At 40.8% G+C, this 21,423-nt stretch carries 15 protein-coding genes; 7 read left to right on the forward strand and 8 right to left on the reverse strand.

What is annotated here, in order from left to right; all coding sequences use genetic code 11:
- Positions 1-110: 110 nt before the first annotated feature.
- On the reverse strand, positions 111-740 hold the full coding sequence (locus LI164_RS10895; protein ID WP_005339739.1) for a single-stranded DNA-binding protein: 630 nt from the start codon (positions 738-740) through the stop codon (positions 111-113).
- A gap of 188 nt (positions 741-928) precedes the next feature.
- Between LI164_RS10895 and typA the strand changes: the two genes are divergently transcribed.
- The 3 genes from typA to raiA all read left to right on the forward strand — a co-directional run bounded on the left by typA (position 929) and on the right by raiA (position 4,201).
- The gene (gene typA / locus LI164_RS10900; RefSeq protein ID WP_005331348.1) at positions 929-2,755 is read left to right on the forward strand and encodes a translational GTPase TypA; all 1,827 of its coding nucleotides are present in this window, start codon (positions 929-931) and stop codon (positions 2,753-2,755) included.
- Between the two features lie 198 nt (positions 2,756-2,953).
- On the forward strand, positions 2,954-3,565 hold the full coding sequence (locus LI164_RS10905; RefSeq protein WP_005331349.1) for a hypothetical protein: 612 nt from the start codon (positions 2,954-2,956) through the stop codon (positions 3,563-3,565).
- 102 nt (positions 3,566-3,667) lie between these two features.
- Positions 3,668-4,201 (forward strand): ribosome-associated translation inhibitor RaiA, encoded by a 534-nt coding sequence (raiA, locus tag LI164_RS10910; RefSeq protein ID WP_005331351.1) that lies wholly within the window; start codon positions 3,668-3,670, stop codon positions 4,199-4,201.
- A 259-nt stretch (positions 4,202-4,460) separates the two neighbouring features.
- Here the strand turns inward: raiA and LI164_RS10915 are convergent, their stop codons facing one another.
- Entirely contained in the window at positions 4,461-5,114 is a 654-nt protein-coding gene (locus LI164_RS10915; RefSeq protein WP_040015313.1) for a YigZ family protein, read from the reverse strand.
- A 186-nt stretch (positions 5,115-5,300) separates the two neighbouring features.
- On the opposite strand from LI164_RS10915, the gene LI164_RS10920 reads away from it, so the two are divergent.
- Entirely contained in the window at positions 5,301-7,865 is a 2,565-nt protein-coding gene (locus tag LI164_RS10920) for a transglycosylase domain-containing protein (protein ID WP_227087126.1), read from the forward strand.
- A 101-nt stretch (positions 7,866-7,966) separates the two neighbouring features.
- Here LI164_RS10920 and LI164_RS10925 read toward each other — a convergent pair whose 3' ends face one another.
- From LI164_RS10925 to ftsH, 4 genes are all read right to left on the reverse strand, one after another.
- Positions 7,967-8,917, reverse strand: a complete 951-nt coding sequence (locus LI164_RS10925) for an ROK family glucokinase (RefSeq protein ID WP_118359510.1) — start codon at positions 8,915-8,917, stop codon at positions 7,967-7,969.
- 26 nt (positions 8,918-8,943) lie between these two features.
- Complete coding sequence (gene hprK, locus LI164_RS10930; protein WP_005331358.1) at positions 8,944-9,876, reverse strand: HPr(Ser) kinase/phosphatase; 933 nt, start codon at positions 9,874-9,876, stop codon at positions 8,944-8,946.
- 51 nt (positions 9,877-9,927) lie between these two features.
- Positions 9,928-11,766 (reverse strand): excinuclease ABC subunit UvrC, encoded by a 1,839-nt coding sequence (gene uvrC / locus LI164_RS10935; RefSeq protein ID WP_227087127.1) that lies wholly within the window; start codon positions 11,764-11,766, stop codon positions 9,928-9,930.
- A gap of 105 nt (positions 11,767-11,871) precedes the next feature.
- Positions 11,872-13,722 (reverse strand): ATP-dependent zinc metalloprotease FtsH, encoded by a 1,851-nt coding sequence (ftsH, locus tag LI164_RS10940; RefSeq protein WP_227087128.1) that lies wholly within the window; start codon positions 13,720-13,722, stop codon positions 11,872-11,874.
- Positions 13,723-13,935: 213 nt separating this feature from the next.
- Between ftsH and LI164_RS10945 the strand changes: the two genes are divergently transcribed.
- Both LI164_RS10945 and LI164_RS10950 read left to right on the forward strand, forming a co-directional pair.
- Positions 13,936-15,405: a DUF1846 domain-containing protein gene (locus tag LI164_RS10945; protein ID WP_005339724.1), complete on the forward strand. Its 1,470-nt coding sequence runs from the start codon at positions 13,936-13,938 to the stop codon at positions 15,403-15,405.
- Positions 15,406-15,513: 108 nt separating this feature from the next.
- The gene (locus tag LI164_RS10950) at positions 15,514-17,127 is read left to right on the forward strand and encodes a CTP synthase (protein WP_117606802.1); all 1,614 of its coding nucleotides are present in this window, start codon (positions 15,514-15,516) and stop codon (positions 17,125-17,127) included.
- 114 nt (positions 17,128-17,241) lie between these two features.
- Here the strand turns inward: LI164_RS10950 and LI164_RS10955 are convergent, their stop codons facing one another.
- Both LI164_RS10955 and LI164_RS10960 read right to left on the reverse strand, forming a co-directional pair.
- Positions 17,242-18,885 carry a class I adenylate-forming enzyme family protein gene (locus tag LI164_RS10955; protein ID WP_005331377.1) on the reverse strand — a complete coding sequence of 548 codons (1,644 nt, stop codon included), beginning with the start codon at positions 18,883-18,885 and terminating at the stop codon, positions 17,242-17,244.
- 211 nt (positions 18,886-19,096) lie between these two features.
- Complete coding sequence (locus tag LI164_RS10960; protein ID WP_117606801.1) at positions 19,097-19,987, reverse strand: NAD(P)-dependent oxidoreductase; 891 nt, start codon at positions 19,985-19,987, stop codon at positions 19,097-19,099.
- Between the two features lie 295 nt (positions 19,988-20,282).
- Between LI164_RS10960 and LI164_RS10965 the strand changes: the two genes are divergently transcribed.
- Positions 20,283-21,329 carry an ABC transporter substrate-binding protein gene (locus LI164_RS10965; protein WP_147567852.1) on the forward strand — a complete coding sequence of 349 codons (1,047 nt, stop codon included), beginning with the start codon at positions 20,283-20,285 and terminating at the stop codon, positions 21,327-21,329.
- Positions 21,330-21,423 lie beyond the last annotated feature (94 nt).

Consider the following 21,423-nt stretch of genomic DNA (forward strand, 5'->3'; position numbering starts at 1 on the left):
AATTATCTGTCATGATTCATTATTAATTGAAATTTTAGCATCATTATCAAGGGATGTCAATGAAAGACTATACTTCTAAACAAGTTGCGAACATTCTGACCTGCCCATTTTTATATTTCCACACATTCCAGTTTACTTACAGATACCTCATACGCGGTTCTCTCTTCCGTCAGCGTATCCGATAACTTCTTTATATAAGTACGACTCTGTATTCTGCCTATGATCTGCACATGCTCTCCTACTTCAAATGCAGAAGCATATCTCGCATTTCTTCCCCAGCAGATACATGGTATGTAATCTGATTTTCCATATGGTCTGTTCACCGCCAGCAAAAGGTCAGCGATTTCTCTCCCAAGTGGAGTTTTCCGATAGACCGGAAGTTTACAGATATAGCCGTCCAGGAAAATGCTATTCGTCTTCGCTCCATCCAGTTCTTCATCAATAAACTCCAACTCTCTTACAAATACAGATAATACAAGCCGATTTTTTTGCTCTTCATGTCTGTTATAAGACCGGAACTGACCATTCACCATAATATACTCACCTGTATAATCTCTTGTCACATCAATCAGACGCTCCGAAATCATCAATGGAATCCGGTCTTCCGAGTTGCTCAGACGCTTCACCTTTACCTCTACCATATAAAATCCTTCCCCGAATACCTCATGGCTGAAAGTAAAATCTGAAGCAATCTCCCCCATAATCGTCACCTGGTTATTTTCAATAATCTTATCTGACATAATTTTAAGTTCTCCTTCCTCTAAAACGTATTTCCTATGGTCTTTAATAATCTATGCTTAAAGTACAGAATTTAGAACAACTTTTTTAAACTCTTGTAAAATTTCAAAAATGTGGTAGACTAATAAAGTTGTATATATTAAATTAGAAGTGTTTACAAGTGAAGATTCAAAGAAAAGGATGTTATAAAATGAAGACAAAACGCGAAGATGTAAGAAATATCGCAATTATCGCCCATGTTGACCACGGTAAAACGACACTGGTAGATGAATTATTAAAGCAAAGCGGCGTATTCCGTGAAAATCAGGCCGTTGAGGAACGTGTCATGGATTCCAACGATATTGAAAGAGAACGTGGAATCACTATTCTCTCTAAAAATACTGCCGTTACTTATAACGGGGTGAAGATTAATATCATTGACACACCTGGACATGCTGATTTCGGCGGCGAAGTAGAACGTGTCCTTAAAATGGTAAACGGAGTTATCCTCGTAGTTGATGCATTTGAAGGTGCTATGCCACAGACAAAGTTCGTTCTCAGAAAAGCAATGGAATTAAAACTTCCTGTTATTGTATGCATCAACAAAATCGATCGTCCAGAAGCAAGAGCTGAGTCTGTTATCGATGAAGTTCTGGAACTTCTCATTGATCTTGGTGCATCGGATGAGCAGCTTGACTGTCCGTTCGTATATGCTTCTGCAAAAGCTGGTGTTGCTGCTTTAGAGCTGACAGATGACATGAAAGATATGAAACCACTGTTTGATACAATCTTAGACTACATTCCTGCACCGGAAGGCGACCCGGAAGCTCCGACTCAGGTTCTTATCAGTACAATTGATTACAATGAGTATGTAGGACGTATCGGTGTTGGTAAAGTAGATAACGGTACGATCGCAGTGAACCAGGATATGGTTGTTGTCAACCATCATGATCCGGACAAACAGCAGAAAGTTAAAATCAGTAAGCTCTACGAATTCGATGGTCTGAAAAAAGTAGAAGTAAAAGAAGCAACCATCGGTTCCATTGTAGCAATTTCCGGTATTTCCGACATTTCCATCGGAGATACACTCTGCTCTCCTGAAAATCCGGTAGCCATTCCGTTCCAGAAGATTTCAGAGCCTACGATTTCCATGGACTTCATGGTAAACGACAGCCCATTTGCCGGACAGGAAGGAAAATTTGTGACTTCCCGTCACCTGCGCGACCGTCTGATGCGTGAGCTGAATACAGATGTCAGCCTTCGTGTCGAAGATACAGAGAACATGGATTCTTTCAAAGTTTCTGGTCGTGGCGAACTTCACCTTTCTGTTCTTATTGAGAATATGAGACGTGAAGGATACGAATTTGCTGTCAGCAAGGCAGAAGTTCTTTATAAGAAAGATGAAAATGGTAAGCTCTTAGAGCCTATGGAGATTGCATACATCGATGTACCAGACGAATTTACTGGTGTTGTCATCGAGAAACTGAGCCAGAGAAAAGGCGAACTTCAGACGATGGGTGCCGGAAATGGCGGATATACCCGTCTTGAGTTCCGTATTCCTTCCCGTGGACTCATTGGATACCGTGGGGATTTCATGACTGATACAAAGGGAAATGGAATCATGAACACAGCATTTGACGGCTACGCACCATACAAAGGTGATATTCAGTATCGAAAACAGGGATCTCTGATCGCATTTGAGACTGGAGAATCTGTAACTTACGGACTTTATATTGCCCAGGAGCGTGGACAGTTATTCATTGGAGCAGGTGAAAAAGTTTACTCCGGTATGGTCATCGGACAGAATGCAAAGACAGATGATATCGAGATTAATGTCTGCAAGACAAAACATCTTACAAACACTCGTTCTTCCAGTGCAGATGAGGCTCTCCGCCTGACACCTCCGAGAGTATTAAGTCTGGAGCAGGCAATCGATTTTATCGACACTGACGAGCTTCTGGAAGTTACACCAGACAATTTGAGAATCCGCAAGAAAATTCTGGATCCTAAGATGAGAAAAAGAAGCAACCTGAAATAATAAAATACTATTCAAGACTTGAAGCTGTCCGTATACATTTTTGTTGCGGACAGTTTTTTGAATCTTTTGACCGTGTTCTTCATATTTTCTACATCCTTTCCAAATTCTATATTGGCAAGACTACTCCGATACTTTATACTCTATATTGTAGATTTTTACTACTTACTTATTACTAATTCCCAAGGAGACAAAAAACATATGAAAGAATCTATATCTGTATTTTTAAAACGGCTGTCTGATATTTTGGAATTTGTTATTTCATTTATATTGACCGCCGGTATTATCTTATTGTGTCTGCGTGTAGCCGGTGCGATTTACAAAATTCCAGATTTAAATGTCTGGCCTAACTACGAAGATCTTCTGGAAACTTGCTTCAATCTGATCATCGGTGTCGAGCTTATTAAAATGATGTACTCTCACTCCCCACAGACAGTTTTCGAAGTTCTCTTATTTGCAATTGCAAGACAAATCATCATCGATCATTCTTCCATCTGGAGCAGTCTTGTCGGTGTCTGCGCAATCGCTGTATTATTTGCCACACGTAAATTCTTATTCTGTAATTTTGATGATGCTGACAAATACATCTTCCACGCATCTGCAAAAGCAAAAAATATTGCCAGGCTTCTTTCCATTGACCTTCCGTATTCAGGAAACGATACACTGGAAGAGGTGATGCTTGATCAGTTAAAAAAAGAAAATATAAATAACGAGATCGGAGCCTGTGTTTTCTTCAAAAGCTTCGGTCTACGCATCGCAAAAAAATCTGATGGAAAAATTTCAAGAATTGAAGTAATACGTGCTATACATTAACAACAAAACGTGCTATACTATATCTATCAGATAGATTACCGTTCTGGCCACCAACTGTCAGATATTAACGTCTGAAAAAACGTAGCAAAGGAGTTGGACAATATGAAATTCATTATTATTGGAAAGAACATTGACGTAACACCAGGATTAAAAGATGCTGTAGAGAGCAAATTAGGAAAATTACAGCGTTACTTCACACCTGACACAGAGATTCATGTAACACTCAGCGTTCAGAAAGAACATCAGAAGATTGAGGTTACAATCCCTGTAAAAGGCAACATCATTCGTTCCGAGCAGGAAAGCGACGATATGTATGTATCCATCGACCTAGTAGAAGAAGTCATCGAGCGTCAGCTCAGAAAATATAAAAACAAACTGGTAGCAAAGAATCAGGAAGGTAACAACTTCAGCAAGACTCTTTTTGAGACAGAAGAGTCAATTGAAGACGATGAAGTAAAAATTGTCCGCACAAAAAGATTCGGAATCAAACCAATGTATCCAGAAGACGCATGCGTACAGATGGAATTACTTGGACATAACTTCTTTGTATTCTTCAATGCTGAGAATGAAGAAGTTAACGTAGTATATAAGAGAAAAGATGGATCTTTCGGATTAATCGAACCAGAATTCTCATAAAGCAACAAGCAAGACATGGAAATAACAAGAACGACCGGAGAGTGTTTACATTCTCCGGTCGTTCTTGTTATTTTTATGTATGGCGACTGCCATGGCCGAGAGGCAGCATCGCGGCATCGAGGCTCTTGCTTGTTGCTTGTTATTGTATGGCGACTGCCATGGCCGAGAGGCAGCATCGCGGCATCGTGGCTCTTGCTTGTTGCTTTTTTCTATATGGCGACTGCCATGGCCGAGAGGCAGCGTCGCAGAAACTTTGCTCTTACGCCACTATCTGCGGCTCCCCATCAATCTGTGCGAACCAGCACTCATCGCCTTCTTCCATTTTTACTCTTCCATTAGTTCCTTCTGTAATCTCTGCTTCCACAGTCTTTACCTCTCCCAAAGGCAATAAAACACTTAATTCTACATTTTCCGTATAAATACTATCAATCAGCTTGATTCCACGTTGTCCCAAAATATACTGCACTTTTCCAAGACCATTATAATCTGTCTTAATATTCAGTTTAAGCCCCCGGATTCTGGTTATAATTACAGATGCACGGATTCCCGCCTGTGTAGAAGAAGAATAAGCTCTTACAAGCCCTCCGGTTCCAAGAAGTGTTCCTCCAAAGTAGCGGGTCACAACAACTACTATATTGCGGATTTCTTCCCCAAGAAGAACATCCAGCATAGGTTTTCCGGCAGTGCCGCCAGGTTCTCCGTCATCACTGCATCTTGCAAGCTGTCCTCTCTCTCCGATGACATACGCAAAACAGTTATGTCTCGCATCCCAATATTTTTTCTTCATTGCTTCTATAAAAGCAAGTGCTTCTTCTTCGCTTTCTACCGGAGCAACTGTCGCAATAAATCTGGACTTTTTTTCTATAATTTCATCCTGTCCACCTTTATACACAACTTTATATTTATCCAACATATTTACATAACTCCCTTGATTTTTCATTCATACATATTACACTTAAGAAGTCTTTTTTTACTTCCTACCACATTACTATATCAAACTTCTTAAGATTTTCCATAGAAAATATGAAGTTTTCATTTTTTTCTTTATTTCAAATAGCTAATTTGCTATAATAACCTGGTATAAAGGAGGCATATACGCATGAATTATGGTAAGAAAAAAGCCGCAAAGCGCCAGAAGCAGATTACGTCAAAGTCTGCTATGCAGGCAAAGCGTGTAGGAGTCCGATTATTTAAGGCACTCCTTCTTTGCATCATCGTGGTTGCAATCGCCGGTGTTGCCGGTGGCGGACTATTTGTGAAAAAGATTATTGACAATTCTCCGGATATTACACCTGATGATGTAAAACCACAGGGATTTACAACTTTAGTGTACGCTGACGACGGAACAACTGAAATTGAACGTTTTGTTGCCGCAGGTTCTAACCGTGTATATAAAACAATCGATGAGATTCCGGCAGATCTTCAGCATGCATTTGTTGCTATCGAGGATGAACGTTTTTATGAGCATAACGGAATTGATATCAAAGGTATTGTCCGTGCCGGTGTTTCTCTTATTTCCGGGGGTTCCCAGGGAGCCAGTACACTGACACAGCAGCTCATAAAAAATAATGTCTTTCCGAACTTTGTAAATGAAAAGACATTCTACGATAAGCTACAGCGAAAACTCCAGGAACAGTTCCTTGCCGTTTCCATCGAAAAGCAGATGAGTAAAGATGAGATTATGGAAGCTTATCTGAACACCATCAACTTAGGGCAGAACTGTCTCGGTGTTCAATCTGCTGCGAAAAGATATTTCAACAAAGATGTTTCAGAACTGACTCTTTCTGAAAGTGCTGTTATTGCAGGTATTACACAGAGTCCTGGTAACCTGAATCCAATCACGAACCCTCAAAAGAACCAGAAGCGTCGTGATAAGGTTCTTAAGAATATGCTGAAACAGGGATATATCGACCAGGCTGCTTATGATGAAGCAATGGCAGATGATGTATATGCAAGAATCCAGTCTGTTAACGAAACCCAGACAGATTCTTCCAACGCATATAGTTATTTTGTAGATGCACTTGCAGATCAAGTCATGAATGACCTGCAGGATCAATGTGGTTTTTCAGAAACACAGGCTTACAATGCTGTTTACAGTGGAGGTCTTAGCATTTACTCCACTCAGAATCAGTCTCTTCAGCAGATTTGTGACGAAGAAGCCAACGATGATTCCAATTATCCATCAAATATCGAATATGGTCTCGACTATGCACTGACTGTCACGCGTGCAGATGGAAGTACTGAGAATTACTCTTCCGGCCACATCAAAAAATATGTAAAAGAAACCTATAACAAAGATCAAGGACTTTTATATAAAAGTGAAGATGCCGCCCGTGCCATGGTAGAAGAATGGAAATCTACCATCGCTCAGGAAGGTGATACTTACAATGAAGTTATAAACATCTCACCACAGCCACAAGCTTCCATTACTTTGATGGATCAGTATACCGGTCAGATCAAAGCCATGGTCGGTGGCCGAGGTGCCAAATCAACCAGTCTAGGACTGAATCGTGCATACAAAGGTTCCAAGAGACAACCTGGATCTACTTTTAAAATCCTGGCTGCTTATGCACCGGCTCTGGATCTGGACGAGATGACACTTGCTTCTGTCATTGATGATAAAAATTATGATGTTGGCGGTGGAAAAACTATTAAAGGAAGTAAAGGCGATGTATCCATGCGTACCGCTATCGCACTTTCTCTCAACTCCTGTGCTGTGCAGACCAGTGATCTTGTTACTCAAGATGTAGGTATGGAATATTGTGAGAAACTTGGCATCAACACACTGGTAACTAACAAAGTAGTAAATGGAAAAACTTATTCTGATAACACAAAAACCCTTGCCCTTGGTGGTCTGACAGATGGTGTTTATAATTACGAACTCTGTAGTGCCTATGCTGCAATTGCCAACAACGGCGTTTACAATAAACCAACTCTTTACACGAAAGTTTTAGATCATGATGGCAATGTTCTTCTTGACGGAACTGGCGAAAGTCACCAGGCAATCAAAGACAGTACAGCCGGACTTCTTACGAGTGCTCTTCAGACCGTAGTAGAGGAAGGTACCGGTAAAGCCTGCCAGTTAGATAATATGCCGGTTGCCGGTAAAACAGGTACAACAACATCCAACAAGGACTTATGGTTTGTCGGATATACACCATATTACACATGTGCTGTATGGGGCGGTTATGATGATAACAAAGAATGTAATTCCGATACAAAATTCCGTTTCCGCATTTGGAAAGGAATCATGAGCAGAGTACATGAGAATCTTGAAGCAAAAGATTTTGTAATGCCAAGTTCTGTAGAGCAAAAATCCGTCTGCACAATTAGCGGATATCTGGCAACTTCCAGTTGTCCAAGTGTAACAGAATATTTTGCAACAGACAGCCTTCCAGATCAGAGTTGTCCGGGACATAAAAACCATTCTGAAGACTATGATTCTGAAGAAAATGACAGTAAGTCCCATGACACAAATGGCGATAATACTGGTAACAATACCGGTACTAATACCGGAGATAATACTGGCGGCACCACTGGCGGCAATACCGGTGGCGGTGATGCTGGTGGCGGTAACACTGGTGGTGATACCGGCGGCAATACCGGTGGTGGTGATACCGGCGGCAATACCGGTGGCGGTGATGCTGGTGGTAACACACAATAATCATTTTGGCTTACCCCAGTATTGATAATTTAAAAAGCAAAAACAGGAGAGTGGATATCCACTCTCCTTTCCTATATTCCTATATTCGAAACATCTGCCTTCTACACTTGACTATCCAGGATCAATTTTGCAGCTCCACAGATTCCTGCATCATTTCCAAGGCTTGCAATAGCAAACTGAGTATCTTTATTTGCAAAAAAGGCTCGCTTGCGATAATATTTTTCTATATATGTAAGGAGAATTTCTCCTGCTTTTGACACTCCTCCTCCAATTACAAAAAGGCTTGGATCTACTACGACTGCTACGTCTGCTAATCCTTTCGCCAGGTATTCTCCGAATTCTTCTACAACATCTACTGCAAGCTGATCACCTTCTTTTAAGGCATCAAATACGATTTTTGCATCTATCTTATCTAAATCATAAGTTCGCAATATTGAATCTTTCTTATCAGCTGCGAGATGTTCTCTGGCAATTCTTGCAATTCCTGTTGCAGACGCATACTGTTCAAGACAGCCTTTCTTTCCACAGCCACAACACTTTTCTTCAAAGTAATTTACACAGATATGTCCGATTTCTCCGCCAGCTCCATTGGCACCGATCAAAGGCCTTCCTCCCATGATCACTCCTCCGCCAACTCCAGTTCCAAGTGTGACCATGACCATATTCTTCTCACCATGTCCAGCACCTTTCCACATCTCACCGAGTGCCGCTACATTGGCATCATTGCCAACAACAACCTGCCAACCTGTCAGATTCTCTAATTCTTTCTTAACCTCTTTATATCCCCATCCAAGATTCGCTGTCTTTCTCACAATACCTTCCGAATTTACCGGTGCCGGAATTCCCATTCCAATTCCTATCACTTCTTCTGCCGGAATTGCTTTTTCCTGAATCTTTTCCTTTAAAGCCGTTGCTATATCTTGAAGAATGGATTCACCTTCATTTTCAGTTCTTGTAATAATCTCCCATTTATCAAGAATTTCTCCATCCACTGTAAACAATCCCAGTTTTATAGTGGTTCCCCCAACATCTGCTCCAAAACAGTATTTCATAGTTATTTTCTCCTCGTGTATATATTTTAATCTTTTTTTGTAAGATTACGTTGTACTCTCTGATATAGCTCCTGTGCAGCATTATAACCCATAGACTTCTGTCTGTGATTAATAGCAGCCGTCTCTACAATAATAGCCAGATTACGTCCTGGACGGATTGGAAGATTGTGGCAGACTACCTTATTCCCAAGAAATTCTGTATACTGATCTTCCAGTCCCAGGCGATCATACTCACGCTCTTTATTCCACTCCTCCAGTGTAATAACAAGGTCAATATTCTTTGTCTCTCTGACGCTTTGAACACCGAATAAAGTCTTAACGTCCACAATTCCAATACCTCTGAGCTCAATAAAATGCCTTGTAATATCCGGTGCTGTTCCTACCAGTGTCTCATCACTGACCTTGCGGATCTCCACAACATCATCACTGACAAGCCGGTGCCCTCTCTTAATCAATTCCAGAGCCGCCTCACTTTTTCCAATACCACTCTCTCCCATAATCAGCACACCGACACCGTAGACATCTACCAGTACTCCATGGATGGAAATACATGGTGCTAACTGAACATTTAACCACCGAATGATTTCTGCCATAAATGCAGATGTATGTGAATCTGTTGAAAATACCGGAATATTCGCTTCTGTTGCCTTTTGCAAGAGCATATCATCTGGTTTTAAAGCACGGCAAAATACCAGGCATGGAATCTTGTAAGAAAGAAGCGTGTCATAAATTTCCTCTTTTTTCTTTTCTTCCAATGTTGTCAGGTAGCTATATTCTACATAACCAATGACCTGCACCCGTTCCGAATCAAATCTTTCAAAAAATCCTGTCAATTGTAATGCAGGACGGTTAATATCCGGAACCTCCACAGCCTTATCCGACAACTCTACATCCGGTGTCAGATTTTTCAGATTCATCTTCTCGACAATCTGCTTCATTTGAACTACATTTTTTCGCATATATGTCTCTCCTTCCAGGCATCCTATTACTAATATTAAAATTATAGCATATCAGTGAAAAAAATCATACACATCCTTAGCGGATTTTTCATTCATAGAAGGAAGACTCTTTAGTTCCTCTACAGTGGCATTCTTGATTGCCTCAATGTTGGCAAAATGCTTCATTAAATCTTTTCTTCTTGCTGGTCCAACACCTGGAATATCATCCAAAATCGAATGAACTTGTCCTTGACTGCGAAGCTGCCTGTGAAATGTAATTGCAAACCGGTGAGCTTCATCCTGAATGCGCGTGATCAGTCTGAATGCTTCCGAATTCCGGTCAATAGGAATCTCTTCATTGTGATAATAAAGCCCTCTGGTTCTGTGGTGTTCATCCTTTACCATACCGCAGACCGGAATATCCAGATTCAGCTTATCCAGCACTTCCAGTGCAATATTTACCTGTCCTTTACCACCGTCCATCAGAATCAGATCTGGAAATGCCGTAAAACTGCCAAGTTCTCGGCCTTCTTCCTTTTCTCTTAAGCCGTGCCCGAACCGCCTTGTAAGCACTTCATTCATACTGGCATAATCGTTCGCCCCTTTTACCCCTTTAATCTTGAATTTACGGTAGTCATTTCTCTTCGGTTTTCCTTTTTCATAGACAACCATAGAGCCAACTGATTCAAATCCATTTGTATTGGAAATATCATACGCCTCCATACGATGCAGTCCGGTTAAGCCCAAAAGATTTTGAAGTTCTTTGACTGCACCAATCGTTCTTCCCTCTTCTCTCTTAATCCGCTCTTTATCCTTCGTCAGAACCATTCGGGCATTTTTTTCTGCCAGCTCTACCAGTTTTTCCTTTGTTCCTTTTTTCGGAATGACCAGATGTACTTTATGCTCTTTTTTCCTTGTCAGCCATTCCTCAATAATCTCATGATCTGGTATTTCCTCTGGCAACATAATCTGTCCCGGAATATATGGTGTCCCTGCATAAAATTGCTTGATAAAACTGGAAAGTATCTCTGCCTTTGTCTCCTTATCCACTAGCTTCAAATAAAAATGATCCCGCCCGATCAATCTTCCATTTCGAATAAAAAACACTTGCACAACCGCATCTTCCAAATCTTTTGATACTGCCACAATATCCCTGTCATCTCCCGCAGTGTCTGTAATTTTCTGCTTCTGTGCAATTTTCTGTACACTGTTTATCAACTCCCGATATTCAATTGCCCGCTCAAACTCCAATGACTCTGACGCTTCTTCCATCTGTGCCTTCAACTTTTCCAGAATCGGATCATAATTGCCATTCAGAAAATGTAATACTTCCTCTACAGACTTGCGGTATTCCTCCTTCGAAATGTATCCCTGACACGGAGCTTTGCACTGATGAATATGATAGTTCAGACATGGCCGCTCTTTTCCAATATCCTTTGGCAGTCTCCGGTTACAGCTTCGGATAAAATATAACTTTCGAATCAGTTCTATTGTGTCTTTCACTGCCCCGGCACTCGTATAGGGGCCAAAATACTTTGCCTTATCTTTCTGCACTCTTCTTGCCAACATCACTCTTGGAAATGGCTCCTGCACAGTAACTTTTATAAATGGATAAGCCTTGTCGTCCATCAACATTGTGTTATATTTGGGTCTGTGCTCTTTGATAAGATTGCACTCCAGCACCAGCGCTTCCAGTTCCGAATCTGTTACGATATACTCGAACCTGGAAATGTGAGTCACCATCTGTTCTATCTTAGCCCCTTTGTTACGACTGCTCTGAAAATACTGTCGTACACGGTTTTTCAGACTGATTGCTTTTCCCACATAGATGATTTTATCTGTCTCATCATGCATCAGATAAACTCCCGGCTTGCCCGGCAGCTTTTTTAATTCTTCCTGAATATCAAACATAATTTACTCCCTGTTTTTTCAACTCAATGTAACAGAAAATACCGCCTCCCTGACAAAAATCTGATTTGCCCGGGAAACGGTATTCAAATACATTAACTTTCTGTATTACTCTTCTGCAATTCCTTCTACTTCATGGAAAATCTTCATGAATTCTTTTCCTGTAATTGTCTCTTTCTCAATCAGAAATGCTGCAATCTTATCCAGTGATTCTCTGTGTTCTGAAAGAAGTTTCTTTGCTTCCTCATAAGCTTCTTTCAGCATCTTCATAACTTCATGATCAATCTCAGAAGCTGTCTCCTGACCACAGTTCATAACCGGACGTCCGTCCAAATATCTGTTCTGGACCGATTCCAGCCCGATCAGCCCGAACTTCTCACTCATACCATATTGGGTAATCATAGCTCTTGCCACACTGGTTGCTTTCTCAATATCATTAGAAGCCCCTGTTGTCACTGTATCAAATACAATCTCTTCTGCAGCACGTCCTCCGAGCATTCCAACTAACATAGCCTGCAGTTCTTTCTTTGTATTCAGGAACTTTTCTTCTTCCGGAGTCTGCATAACATATCCAAGTGCTCCCATCGTACGCGGTACGATCGTAATCTTCTGAACTGGCTCAGAATCCTTCTGCAACGCACTGACAAGCGCATGTCCGACTTCATGGTAAGACACAATCTTGCGCTCTTCCTGATTCATCACACGGTCTTTCTTTTCTTTACCTACCAGCACAACTTCCACTGCTTCAAAAAGATCCGCCTGTGATACGGCATTTCTTCCATTCTTAACTGCGTTGATTGCGGCTTCATTGATCATATTTGCAAGATCTGAGCCAACTGCTCCGGAAGTTGCAAGTGCGATTGCTTCCAGATCAACCGTCTCATCCATCTTCACGTCTTTAGAGTGCACTTTCAGTACTTCCACACGTCCTTTAAGATCCGGTCGTTCCACAATAATACGACGGTCAAAACGTCCCGGTCTTAACAGTGCCGGATCCAGAATCTCCGAACGGTTCGTGGCTGCCAGAAGAACAAGACCTTTGTTACTTTCAAATCCATCCATCTCAGCCAGAAGCTGGTTCAATGTCTGCTCACGCTCATCGTTACCGCCCATCTGTGTATCACGGCTCTTACCAATTGCATCAATCTCGTCAATGAAAATAATACAAGGTGCCATCTGCTGTGCCTGCTTAAACAAGTCTCGGACTCTGGATGCTCCGACGCCGACATACATCTCTACAAATGCAGATCCACTCAATGAAAAAAACGGTACTTTTGCCTCTCCTGCAACTGCTTTTGCCAAAAGTGTCTTACCTGTTCCCGGAGGTCCTACAAGCAGTGCTCCTTTTGGAAGCTTTGCTCCTACGCTTGTATATTTTCCCGGATTGTGTAGGAAATCTACAACTTCCTGCAAAGATTCCTTCGCCTCATCCTGCCCTGCTACATCCTTAAATGTGACACCGGTCTGTTTTTCCACATACATCTTGGCATTACTCTTGCCAATTCCCATCATGCCTCCGCCTTTCGACATCTTACGGGTCATCCATACGATCAGTGCAATAAATATGACAAGCGGAATGATATTCATAGCATACTGGGCAACAATTGCAGAAGTTGTATCCGGTACCTCCTGATTGAAATCAATCTTTGCTTTTTCCAGTTTCTCCACCAATTGATCATCATTCATCCGGCCTGTGTAATATTCCTTGTTGACCTTATCTCCACTTTCCTTCTTTGCCGTGATCAGAATCCTGTCACTCTTAATTTCAACTTTCTCGACCTTCTTCTCATCAATCATCTTCAGGAACTTGTTATAAGTAATTTCCTGGTCACTGTCCACTCCCTGAAACTGATACATGGCAAATACCAGAAGTGCCGTCAGCATCGTAATCAGTATGACAAAAGAAAAGCCTTGTTTGTTATTTTTATTATTATCCTTGTTTCCGTTCTGGTTGTCCATTTTTCTCCTCCTGTGTCACTCTCCATTATACGGACAGCCTTGTTAGAAATCAATAAAAACATTATGAAAAGATTGTAAACTAACCATAATATGTAGTATACTTTTTCTGTGGTTTTTCATGCCTGAATTTTTCTGTATATTTCAGAACAGTTCCGGCATATGAACGATAGAACTCATAATATAATACAGAGGACAAGAGAGGATTTATTCATTATGAAAATTGGTTTTGACAATGACAAGTATCTGCAGATGCAGTCTGCCCACATTAAAGAGCGAATCAGTCAGTTTGACAATAAGCTCTATCTGGAATTTGGAGGCAAATTATTTGACGATTATCACGCTTCCCGTGTACTGCCTGGATTTCAACCTGACAGTAAGCTCCGTATGCTGGACAAGCTTTCCGATCAGGCAGAAATTATCATCGTGATCAGCGCCGAAGACATCGAGCGCAACAAAATCCGTGGAGATCTTGGAATTACTTATGATTCTGATGTTCTCCGCCTGATGAACATTTACCGTGATCGCGGACTCTATGTCGGCAGTGTTGTTATTACAAAATACAGTAACCAGGAAAGTGCTTCCTTATTTAAAGCCCGCCTGGAGAAAATGGGCATCCGTGTATACTGCCACTACTTGATTGCAGGATATCCGACCAACATTCCGGTCATTGTAAGTGAAAACGGTTATGGAAAAAATGATTACATTGAAACTTCCAGACCACTGGTCGTTGTGACTGCTCCCGGACCAGGAAGTGGAAAAATGGCTGTCTGCCTCTCCCAGCTCTATCACGAACTGGAACGCGGAATCCGTGCCGGTTATGCCAAGTTTGAGACATTTCCTATCTGGAATATCCCGCTGAAGCATCCGGTCAACTTAGCTTATGAAGCAGCCACTGCAGATCTGAACGATGTAAATATGATCGATCCATTCCATCTTGAAGCTTATGGCGAGACAACCGTTAACTATAACCGTGATGTAGAGATTTTTCCTGTATTAAATGCAATTTTCCAACGCATTTACGGAGAAAGCCCTTACAAATCACCAACAGACATGGGAGTGAACATGGCCGGAAACTGTATCTGTGATGATGAAGCATGCCGCGAAGCTTCCAAACAGGAAATTTTACGCAGATATTACGAATCCCTGCGCCGTCTTCTTCTTGGTCAGTGCTCCGACAATGAAGTCTATACCATCGAAATGTTGATGAACCAGGCTGGTGTTACTATCCATGACCGAAAAGTTGTCGACGCTGCCCTTGAATACGAGAAAATAACTAATGGTCCTGCTGCTGCTATCGAACTTCATGACGGACGCATTATAAAAGGAAAGACTTCCAAACTGCTCGGAGCAACTGCTGCCATGCTGCTTAATGCCCTGAAAGATCTGGCTGGCATCGAACATTCCTGCCATGTCATTTCACCGGAAGCCATCGAACCAATCCAAACATTAAAGACAAAGTATCTCGGAAACAAGAATCCACGCCTTCATACTGATGAAGTTCTCATTGCTCTTTCTGTAAGCGCAGCTTCTAATCCACTTGCAAAGAAAGCACTAGAACAGCTTCCGAATCTTGCAGGATGCCAGGCACATACTTCCGTCATGGTAAGCTCTGTAGACATTAAACAGTTAAAGCGCCTTTCTATTCAGGCAACTTATGAAGCAAAATATGAAAAAAGAGACTAAAATCTCTGTATTTTTTAATAAAAAAGGTGTATACTTTTAAAGTATTTTTTGAGATATGTTTTTTGGGGGACATGCTTGAACATATTTTTTCATTCTAAGGAGGACATTATGGCAGTAAAATATGTATTTGTTACAGGTGGTGTCGTATCAGGACTTGGAAAAGGAATCACTGCTGCATCTTTAGGTCGTCTTCTGAAAGCTCGTGGTTATACCGTGACTATGCAGAAATTTGACCCTTATATCAACATTGATCCAGGTACTATGAACCCGGTACAACATGGCGAAGTATTTGTAACTGATGACGGAACTGAGACAGATCTTGATCTTGGTCATTATGAGCGTTTTATCGATGAAAGTCTCGGTAAAAATTCCAATGTTACGACTGGTAAAGTCTACTGGTCCGTACTTCAAAAAGAAAGACGCGGAGATTTCGGTGGAGGAACTGTACAGGTTATTCCTCATATTACTAACGAAATAAAATCTCGCTTTTATCGCAATCCTGCTGCTGAGAATACAGAAGTAGCAATCATTGAAGTCGGAGGAACTGTAGGCGATATCGAAAGTCAGCCATTTTTGGAAGCCATCCGTCAGTTCCAGCATGAAAAAGGACATGACAATGTAATTCTCATTCATGTTACATTAATTCCATACCTGAAAGCATCTCAAGAGATGAAAACTAAACCAACACAAGCTAGTGTAAAAGAACTGCAGGGCATGGGAATTCAGCCAGATATCCTTGTATGTCGTTCTGAATATCCACTTGGAACAGGAATTAAAGATAAACTTGCTCTGTTTTGTAATGTTCCTGCAAATCACGTATTGCAGAATCTGGACGTTGAATATTTATATGAAGCTCCACTTGCAATGGAAGAAGAACATCTGGCTCAGGTAGTATGCGAATGCTTGCACTTAAATTGTCCGGAACCAGATTTAAAAGACTGGAAAGAAATGGTGAACTATCTGCGAAATCCAAACACAGAAGTAACCGTCGCACTTGTCGGAAAATACACACAGCTTCATGATGCTTATATCAGTGTTGTAGAAGCACTCAAACATGGTGGAATTTTCAGCCGCGCTACTGTCAATATCAAGTGGGTAGATTCTGAACTGGTAACTGCAGATAATGTTGATGAAATTCTTGGCGATGTCAGTGGTATTCTTGTTCCAGGTGGTTTTGGCAATCGTGGAATTGACGGTATGCTTGAAGCGATCAAATATGCTCGCACACACAATATTCCATTCCTGGGGCTCTGCCTTGGAATGCAGTTATCCATCGTTGAATTTGCAAGAGACGTCATTGGATACAATGATGCTCACAGCGCTGAATTAGATCCAGATACTACACATCCGGTCATTCATATCATGCCAGAACAAATTGATGTAGAAAATATCGGTGGAACATTAAGACTTGGCTCTTACCCATGTGTTTTAAATAAAGACTCCAAAGCATATAAGCTGTACGGATCTGAAGAAATTCAGGAACGCCACCGTCATCGTTATGAGGTAAATAATGATTACCGCGATGTACTGACTCAAAATGGTATGCTATTATCCGGACTTTCTCCGGATGGACGTATTGTAGAGATGGTAGAGATTCCAGATCATCCTTGGTTCATCGCGACCCAGGCTCATCCAGAATTAAAATCCCGTCCAAATAGACCACACCCATTGTTCCGTGGATTTATTGAAGCATCTCTGGAATATCAAAAAGAACATAAATAAATCACTTGCAGTATATAACTGCTGGAAAATAGACAATTCCAAAATAGGGAGGGTTTGACTTGTACCGAGTCAAACCCTCCCTGAACTTTTATATTTCTAGTAAATCACTCTTTATTATTTAATCTCTACCTGATTCTGCGCTGCGACCAGATGTGCTGCACCATACTTCTCACGAAGCTTTGGCTTTTCAATCTTTCCAGTAGGATTTCTAGGAACCTTTGCAAAAATCAGCTTACGAGGTCTCTTGTATCTTGGAAGTTTCTTGCAGAATTCATCAATTTCCTCCTCTGTGCACTCTACACCAGGTTTTAACTCAATAATTGCTGCTGAAATTTCTCCCAGTCTATGATCTGGAAGTCCGATAACTGCCACATCCAGAATTTTATTATTGGTACGAAGAAAATCTTCAATCTGTACCGGATAAATATTCTCTCCGCCACTGATAATGACGTCTTTCTTACGGTCAACCAGATAGATAAATCCATCTTCATCTTCCATTGCCATATCTCCAGTATACAACCAGCCATCATGAAGTACTTCAGCCGTTGCTTTTTCATCTTTATAATAGCAAGTCATGACTCCTGGACCTTTGACTGCCAGCTCTCCAGTTTCGCCCTGTGCGACCAGATTTCCATTCTCATCGATAATCTTTGTCTCCCAGCCAAATCCTGCTTTACCGATCGCACCGACTTTATCAATATGATCCAATCCGAGATGCACACATCCTGGTCCAATAGATTCACTCAATCCATAGTTTGTATCATATTTATGATTTGGGAAATATTCCTTCCAGTGACGAATCAGACTTGGCGGTACCGGCTGCGCACCGATATGCATAAGTCTCCACTGCTCCAGATCATAATCCTTCAAATCTACATCTTTGTTATCAATTGCAAGAAGTAAATCCTGTGCCCACGGTACGAGCAGCCATACGATAGTACATTTTTCCTCTGAAACTGCACGAAGAATTGTCTTCGGATTCGTTCCTTTCAAAAGGACTGCCTTTCCACCTGTCAAAAGACTTCCAAACCAATGCATCTTAGCCCCTGTATGGTAAAGTGGCGGAATACATAAAAACACATCGTCCTTTGTCTGTCCATGATGATTCTGCTCTACTCGTGCAGCATGCATCAGAGATTCATGATTATGTAAAATTGCTTTTGGAAATCCTGTTGTTCCAGAAGAAAAATAAATTGCTGCATCATCTTCATCTACAATGTCAATCTTTGGTGACTGACTGGAACAGTTTGCTGTATGCGAAGTATAATCTTCTGCAAATCCCGGACAGCCATCGCCTACAAAATACAGAAGTCTTCCTCTTCCGATATCGTCCGCAATCTCCTCCACACGTCCGATAAATTCCGGTCCGAACACTAAAATATCTACATCCGCCAGTTCTACACAATATTTAATCTCATCGGCTGAATAACGGAAGTTCAGCGGTACTGCCAAAGCTCCCGTTTTCAGAATACCAAAATAAATCGGCAGCCACTCCAGACAATTCATCAAAAGGATTCCGACCTTGTCCCCTTTTTGGACTCCGCGTTCCAGAAGCAGATTTGCAAATCGATTTGCTTTCTCATTGAATACATTCCATGTAATTTCGCGTCTGTAATATGGTGCACGGGATGGTTCAATCAAATCATACTCCTTCCACGTGCTCCTTTTTGTCTCTGGCATCTCTGGATTAATCTCTACCAGACAGACGTCATCGCCGTACAGGCGACAATTTTTCTCCAAAATATCCGTAATAGGCATTGCTAATTATTCCCCTTTCTGGCACAAAGCTTCAAATGATTTCAATTATCCTCTTTCCATACTGAATTTTCAAAATCCTTTATAGCTTTGACGCTTTAGCGCTTTTACCCGATAAAGTATATGATATCGGATTTCAAGGAAAATGTCAACGTTTCCACAGAATCTTTCCATCTTAGTTTCCACATTCTAATTTCTGTTGAATCTTTCCATCTTAGTCTTCAATGATTTCTTCATTGTAACCTTCTTCATAATATTTGATCAACGCTTGTGTTCCAAGATCACCATACCCTTCTGCTTCCAAAACTTCATAATTTGCAAGTGTCTGACTAAGCACATCCAAATCCAGCTCACACTGATTTGCCTCAATCAAAGCAATCTTCATATCCTTAATAAAATGTTTCATAAAAAATCCAGGATTATAATCTCCGTGTAGTATCTTCTCTCCAAAGAAATCTAGCTGCTTACTTCCGGCTGCTCCTGTCGCAACAGATTTTAATACAGTCTCACAATCCAAATCTTTTGCTTTTGCATAGCTAAGTGCCTCACAAAGTCCTGACATGGTTCCGGCAATCATGATCTGATTCACCATCTTGGCATGCTGTCCACATCCAGCTTCTCCCTGATAATTGATATTCGTTCCCATAGCTTCAAATAACGGCATACAAGCCTCATAATCTTCCTTGTTGCCACCGACCAGAATAGAAAGTGTTCCTGCCTTTGCTCCTGTATCACCTCCGGTCACCGGTGCATCTACAACATGAACTCCTTTCTTTTTACCTTCTTCATATATTTTCTTGGAAATCATCGGACTGGTCGTTGTCATATCAATCAGATACATTCCTTTCTCTGCCTGATCCATAATATTTCCTTCATCAAAATAAACTTCTTCCACATCCTGAGGAAATCCTACCATCGTAATCACAGCTTCACTTGCTCTTACACATTCTCCAATCGTCTCATGAAAGATAGCACCTTCCTCTATCACATCATTCACTTTACTCTTTGTTCTTGCATATATATGTAGTTCAAATCCCGCTTTCATAAGATTTTTGACCATGGACTTTCCCATGATTCCAACACCGATAAATCCGATTTTCTTCATAGTCTTTCTCCTGTTTCTTCTATTATATGTATTCAAGAATGCTTTCAAAGTTCTTTCTGTGACTCTGAATTGTATTCTGTGGGGGGGAGCATACAAATACTCCCCATTTCATTCAGAATACGCCATATGTTTTATAATGTCAATTATATGTTTCTCTATTATGCCCCCACCATTTGCCAAACAAACTACTGTTTAAGATTCTGTTACAATTTATAAATACACTTCATTAAAGCAGCACCTGTTTTACAACACTGAATATACTATATAACATATAAAATTATTAACGGAGGACTGTATGATAAAACGTATTTCTGTACTTCTTTTACTTCTTGCATTGTCGATGACAGCTCTCTTTGGCTGTTCCCAGACAAAAGAGACAAAACATGCTTCAGCCATTATAAACACTGATAAAACAAACAAAGAAGAAAACCTTATGCCAGTAACACTTAATGAAGTAGCTCATTCTATCTTTTATGCACCTATGTATGTTGCTATTGAAAAAGGTTATTTTGAAGAAGAAGGTATTAATCTCGACCTGGTCACAGGATTTGGGGCTGATAAGACCATGACCGCAGTCATATCCGGAACCGCCGATATTGGATTTATGGGGTCTGAAGCTTCAATTTATGCTTACAATGAAGGAGCCAATGATTATGTCGTGAACTTTGCACAACTTACACAACGTGCAGGAAATTTTCTGGTAGCAAGAGAAGAAATCCCCGACTTTCATTGGACTGATTTGAAAGATAAAAAAGTACTTGGTGGACGAAAAGGTGGCATGCCAGAAATGGTATTTGAGTATATTTTAAGGCAAAATGGGATTGATCCTTCGAAAGATCTGATTATAGATCAGAGCATTGATTTTGGCTCTACAGCAGCAGCATTTGCAGAAGGAAATGCTGATTTTACAGTTGAGTTCGAACCAGGAGCCACAAATTTGGAAAAAGAGGAAAAGGGATATGTAGTTGCTTCTCTCGGTACAGACAGCGGCTATGTACCTTATACTGCATTTTCAGCAAAGAAAAGTTATATCGAGAAGAATGCAGATGTAATTCAAGGATTTACAGATGCATTGCAAAAAGGTATGAATTATGTACAGAAACATACACCAAAGGAAATTGCAGAAGCAATTGCACCTCAGTTTAAAGAAACAAATCTTAATACAATAGAAACAATTGTGAGCCGTTATTATGAACAGGACACATGGAAAGATAACCTCATATTTGAGAAAAAAAGTTTTGAACTTTTACAGGACATTCTGGAAAGCGCAGAAGAACTTGACACACGTGCACCGTACAATAAACTGGTAACGACTACATTTGCCGAAAAAGCAGCCAAATAATTTCAATATTATCTGAATCACTATTACTCTTTAATTAAGCAAAGGAAACGGCAAACCATGGCAGAGTTCGTCGTTTTCTTTGTTAACATATCTA

It is taken from the genome of Dorea sp. 210702-DFI.3.125 (genome assembly GCF_020560945.1).
In the GTDB taxonomy this organism is placed as follows: Bacteria; Bacillota; Clostridia; order Lachnospirales; family Lachnospiraceae; genus Dorea; species Dorea formicigenerans.

Coding starts and splice junctions, on each gene's coding strand:
- LI164_RS10950 (WP_117606802.1), top strand. CDS start 15,514: ATGGCAGTAAAATATGTATTTGTTACAGGTGGTGTCGTATCAGGACTT.
- hprK (WP_005331358.1), bottom strand. CDS start 9,876: ATGCGAAAAAATGTAGTTCAAATGAAGCAGATTGTCGAGAAGATGAAT.
- ftsH (WP_227087128.1), bottom strand. CDS start 13,722: ATGGACAACCAGAACGGAAACAAGGATAATAATAAAAATAACAAACAA.
- typA (WP_005331348.1), top strand. CDS start 929: ATGAAGACAAAACGCGAAGATGTAAGAAATATCGCAATTATCGCCCAT.
- raiA (WP_005331351.1), top strand. CDS start 3,668: ATGAAATTCATTATTATTGGAAAGAACATTGACGTAACACCAGGATTA.
- LI164_RS10895 (WP_005339739.1), bottom strand. CDS start 740: ATGTCAGATAAGATTATTGAAAATAACCAGGTGACGATTATGGGGGAG.
- LI164_RS10920 (WP_227087126.1), top strand. CDS start 5,301: ATGAATTATGGTAAGAAAAAAGCCGCAAAGCGCCAGAAGCAGATTACG.
- LI164_RS10925 (WP_118359510.1), bottom strand. CDS start 8,917: ATGAAATACTGTTTTGGAGCAGATGTTGGGGGAACCACTATAAAACTG.
- LI164_RS10905 (WP_005331349.1), top strand. CDS start 2,954: ATGAAAGAATCTATATCTGTATTTTTAAAACGGCTGTCTGATATTTTG.
- LI164_RS10965 (WP_147567852.1), top strand. CDS start 20,283: ATGATAAAACGTATTTCTGTACTTCTTTTACTTCTTGCATTGTCGATG.
- LI164_RS10960 (WP_117606801.1), bottom strand. CDS start 19,987: ATGAAGAAAATCGGATTTATCGGTGTTGGAATCATGGGAAAGTCCATG.
- LI164_RS10945 (WP_005339724.1), top strand. CDS start 13,936: ATGAAAATTGGTTTTGACAATGACAAGTATCTGCAGATGCAGTCTGCC.
- LI164_RS10955 (WP_005331377.1), bottom strand. CDS start 18,885: ATGCCTATTACGGATATTTTGGAGAAAAATTGTCGCCTGTACGGCGAT.
- uvrC (WP_227087127.1), bottom strand. CDS start 11,766: ATGTTTGATATTCAGGAAGAATTAAAAAAGCTGCCGGGCAAGCCGGGA.
- LI164_RS10915 (WP_040015313.1), bottom strand. CDS start 5,114: ATGTTGGATAAATATAAAGTTGTGTATAAAGGTGGACAGGATGAAATT.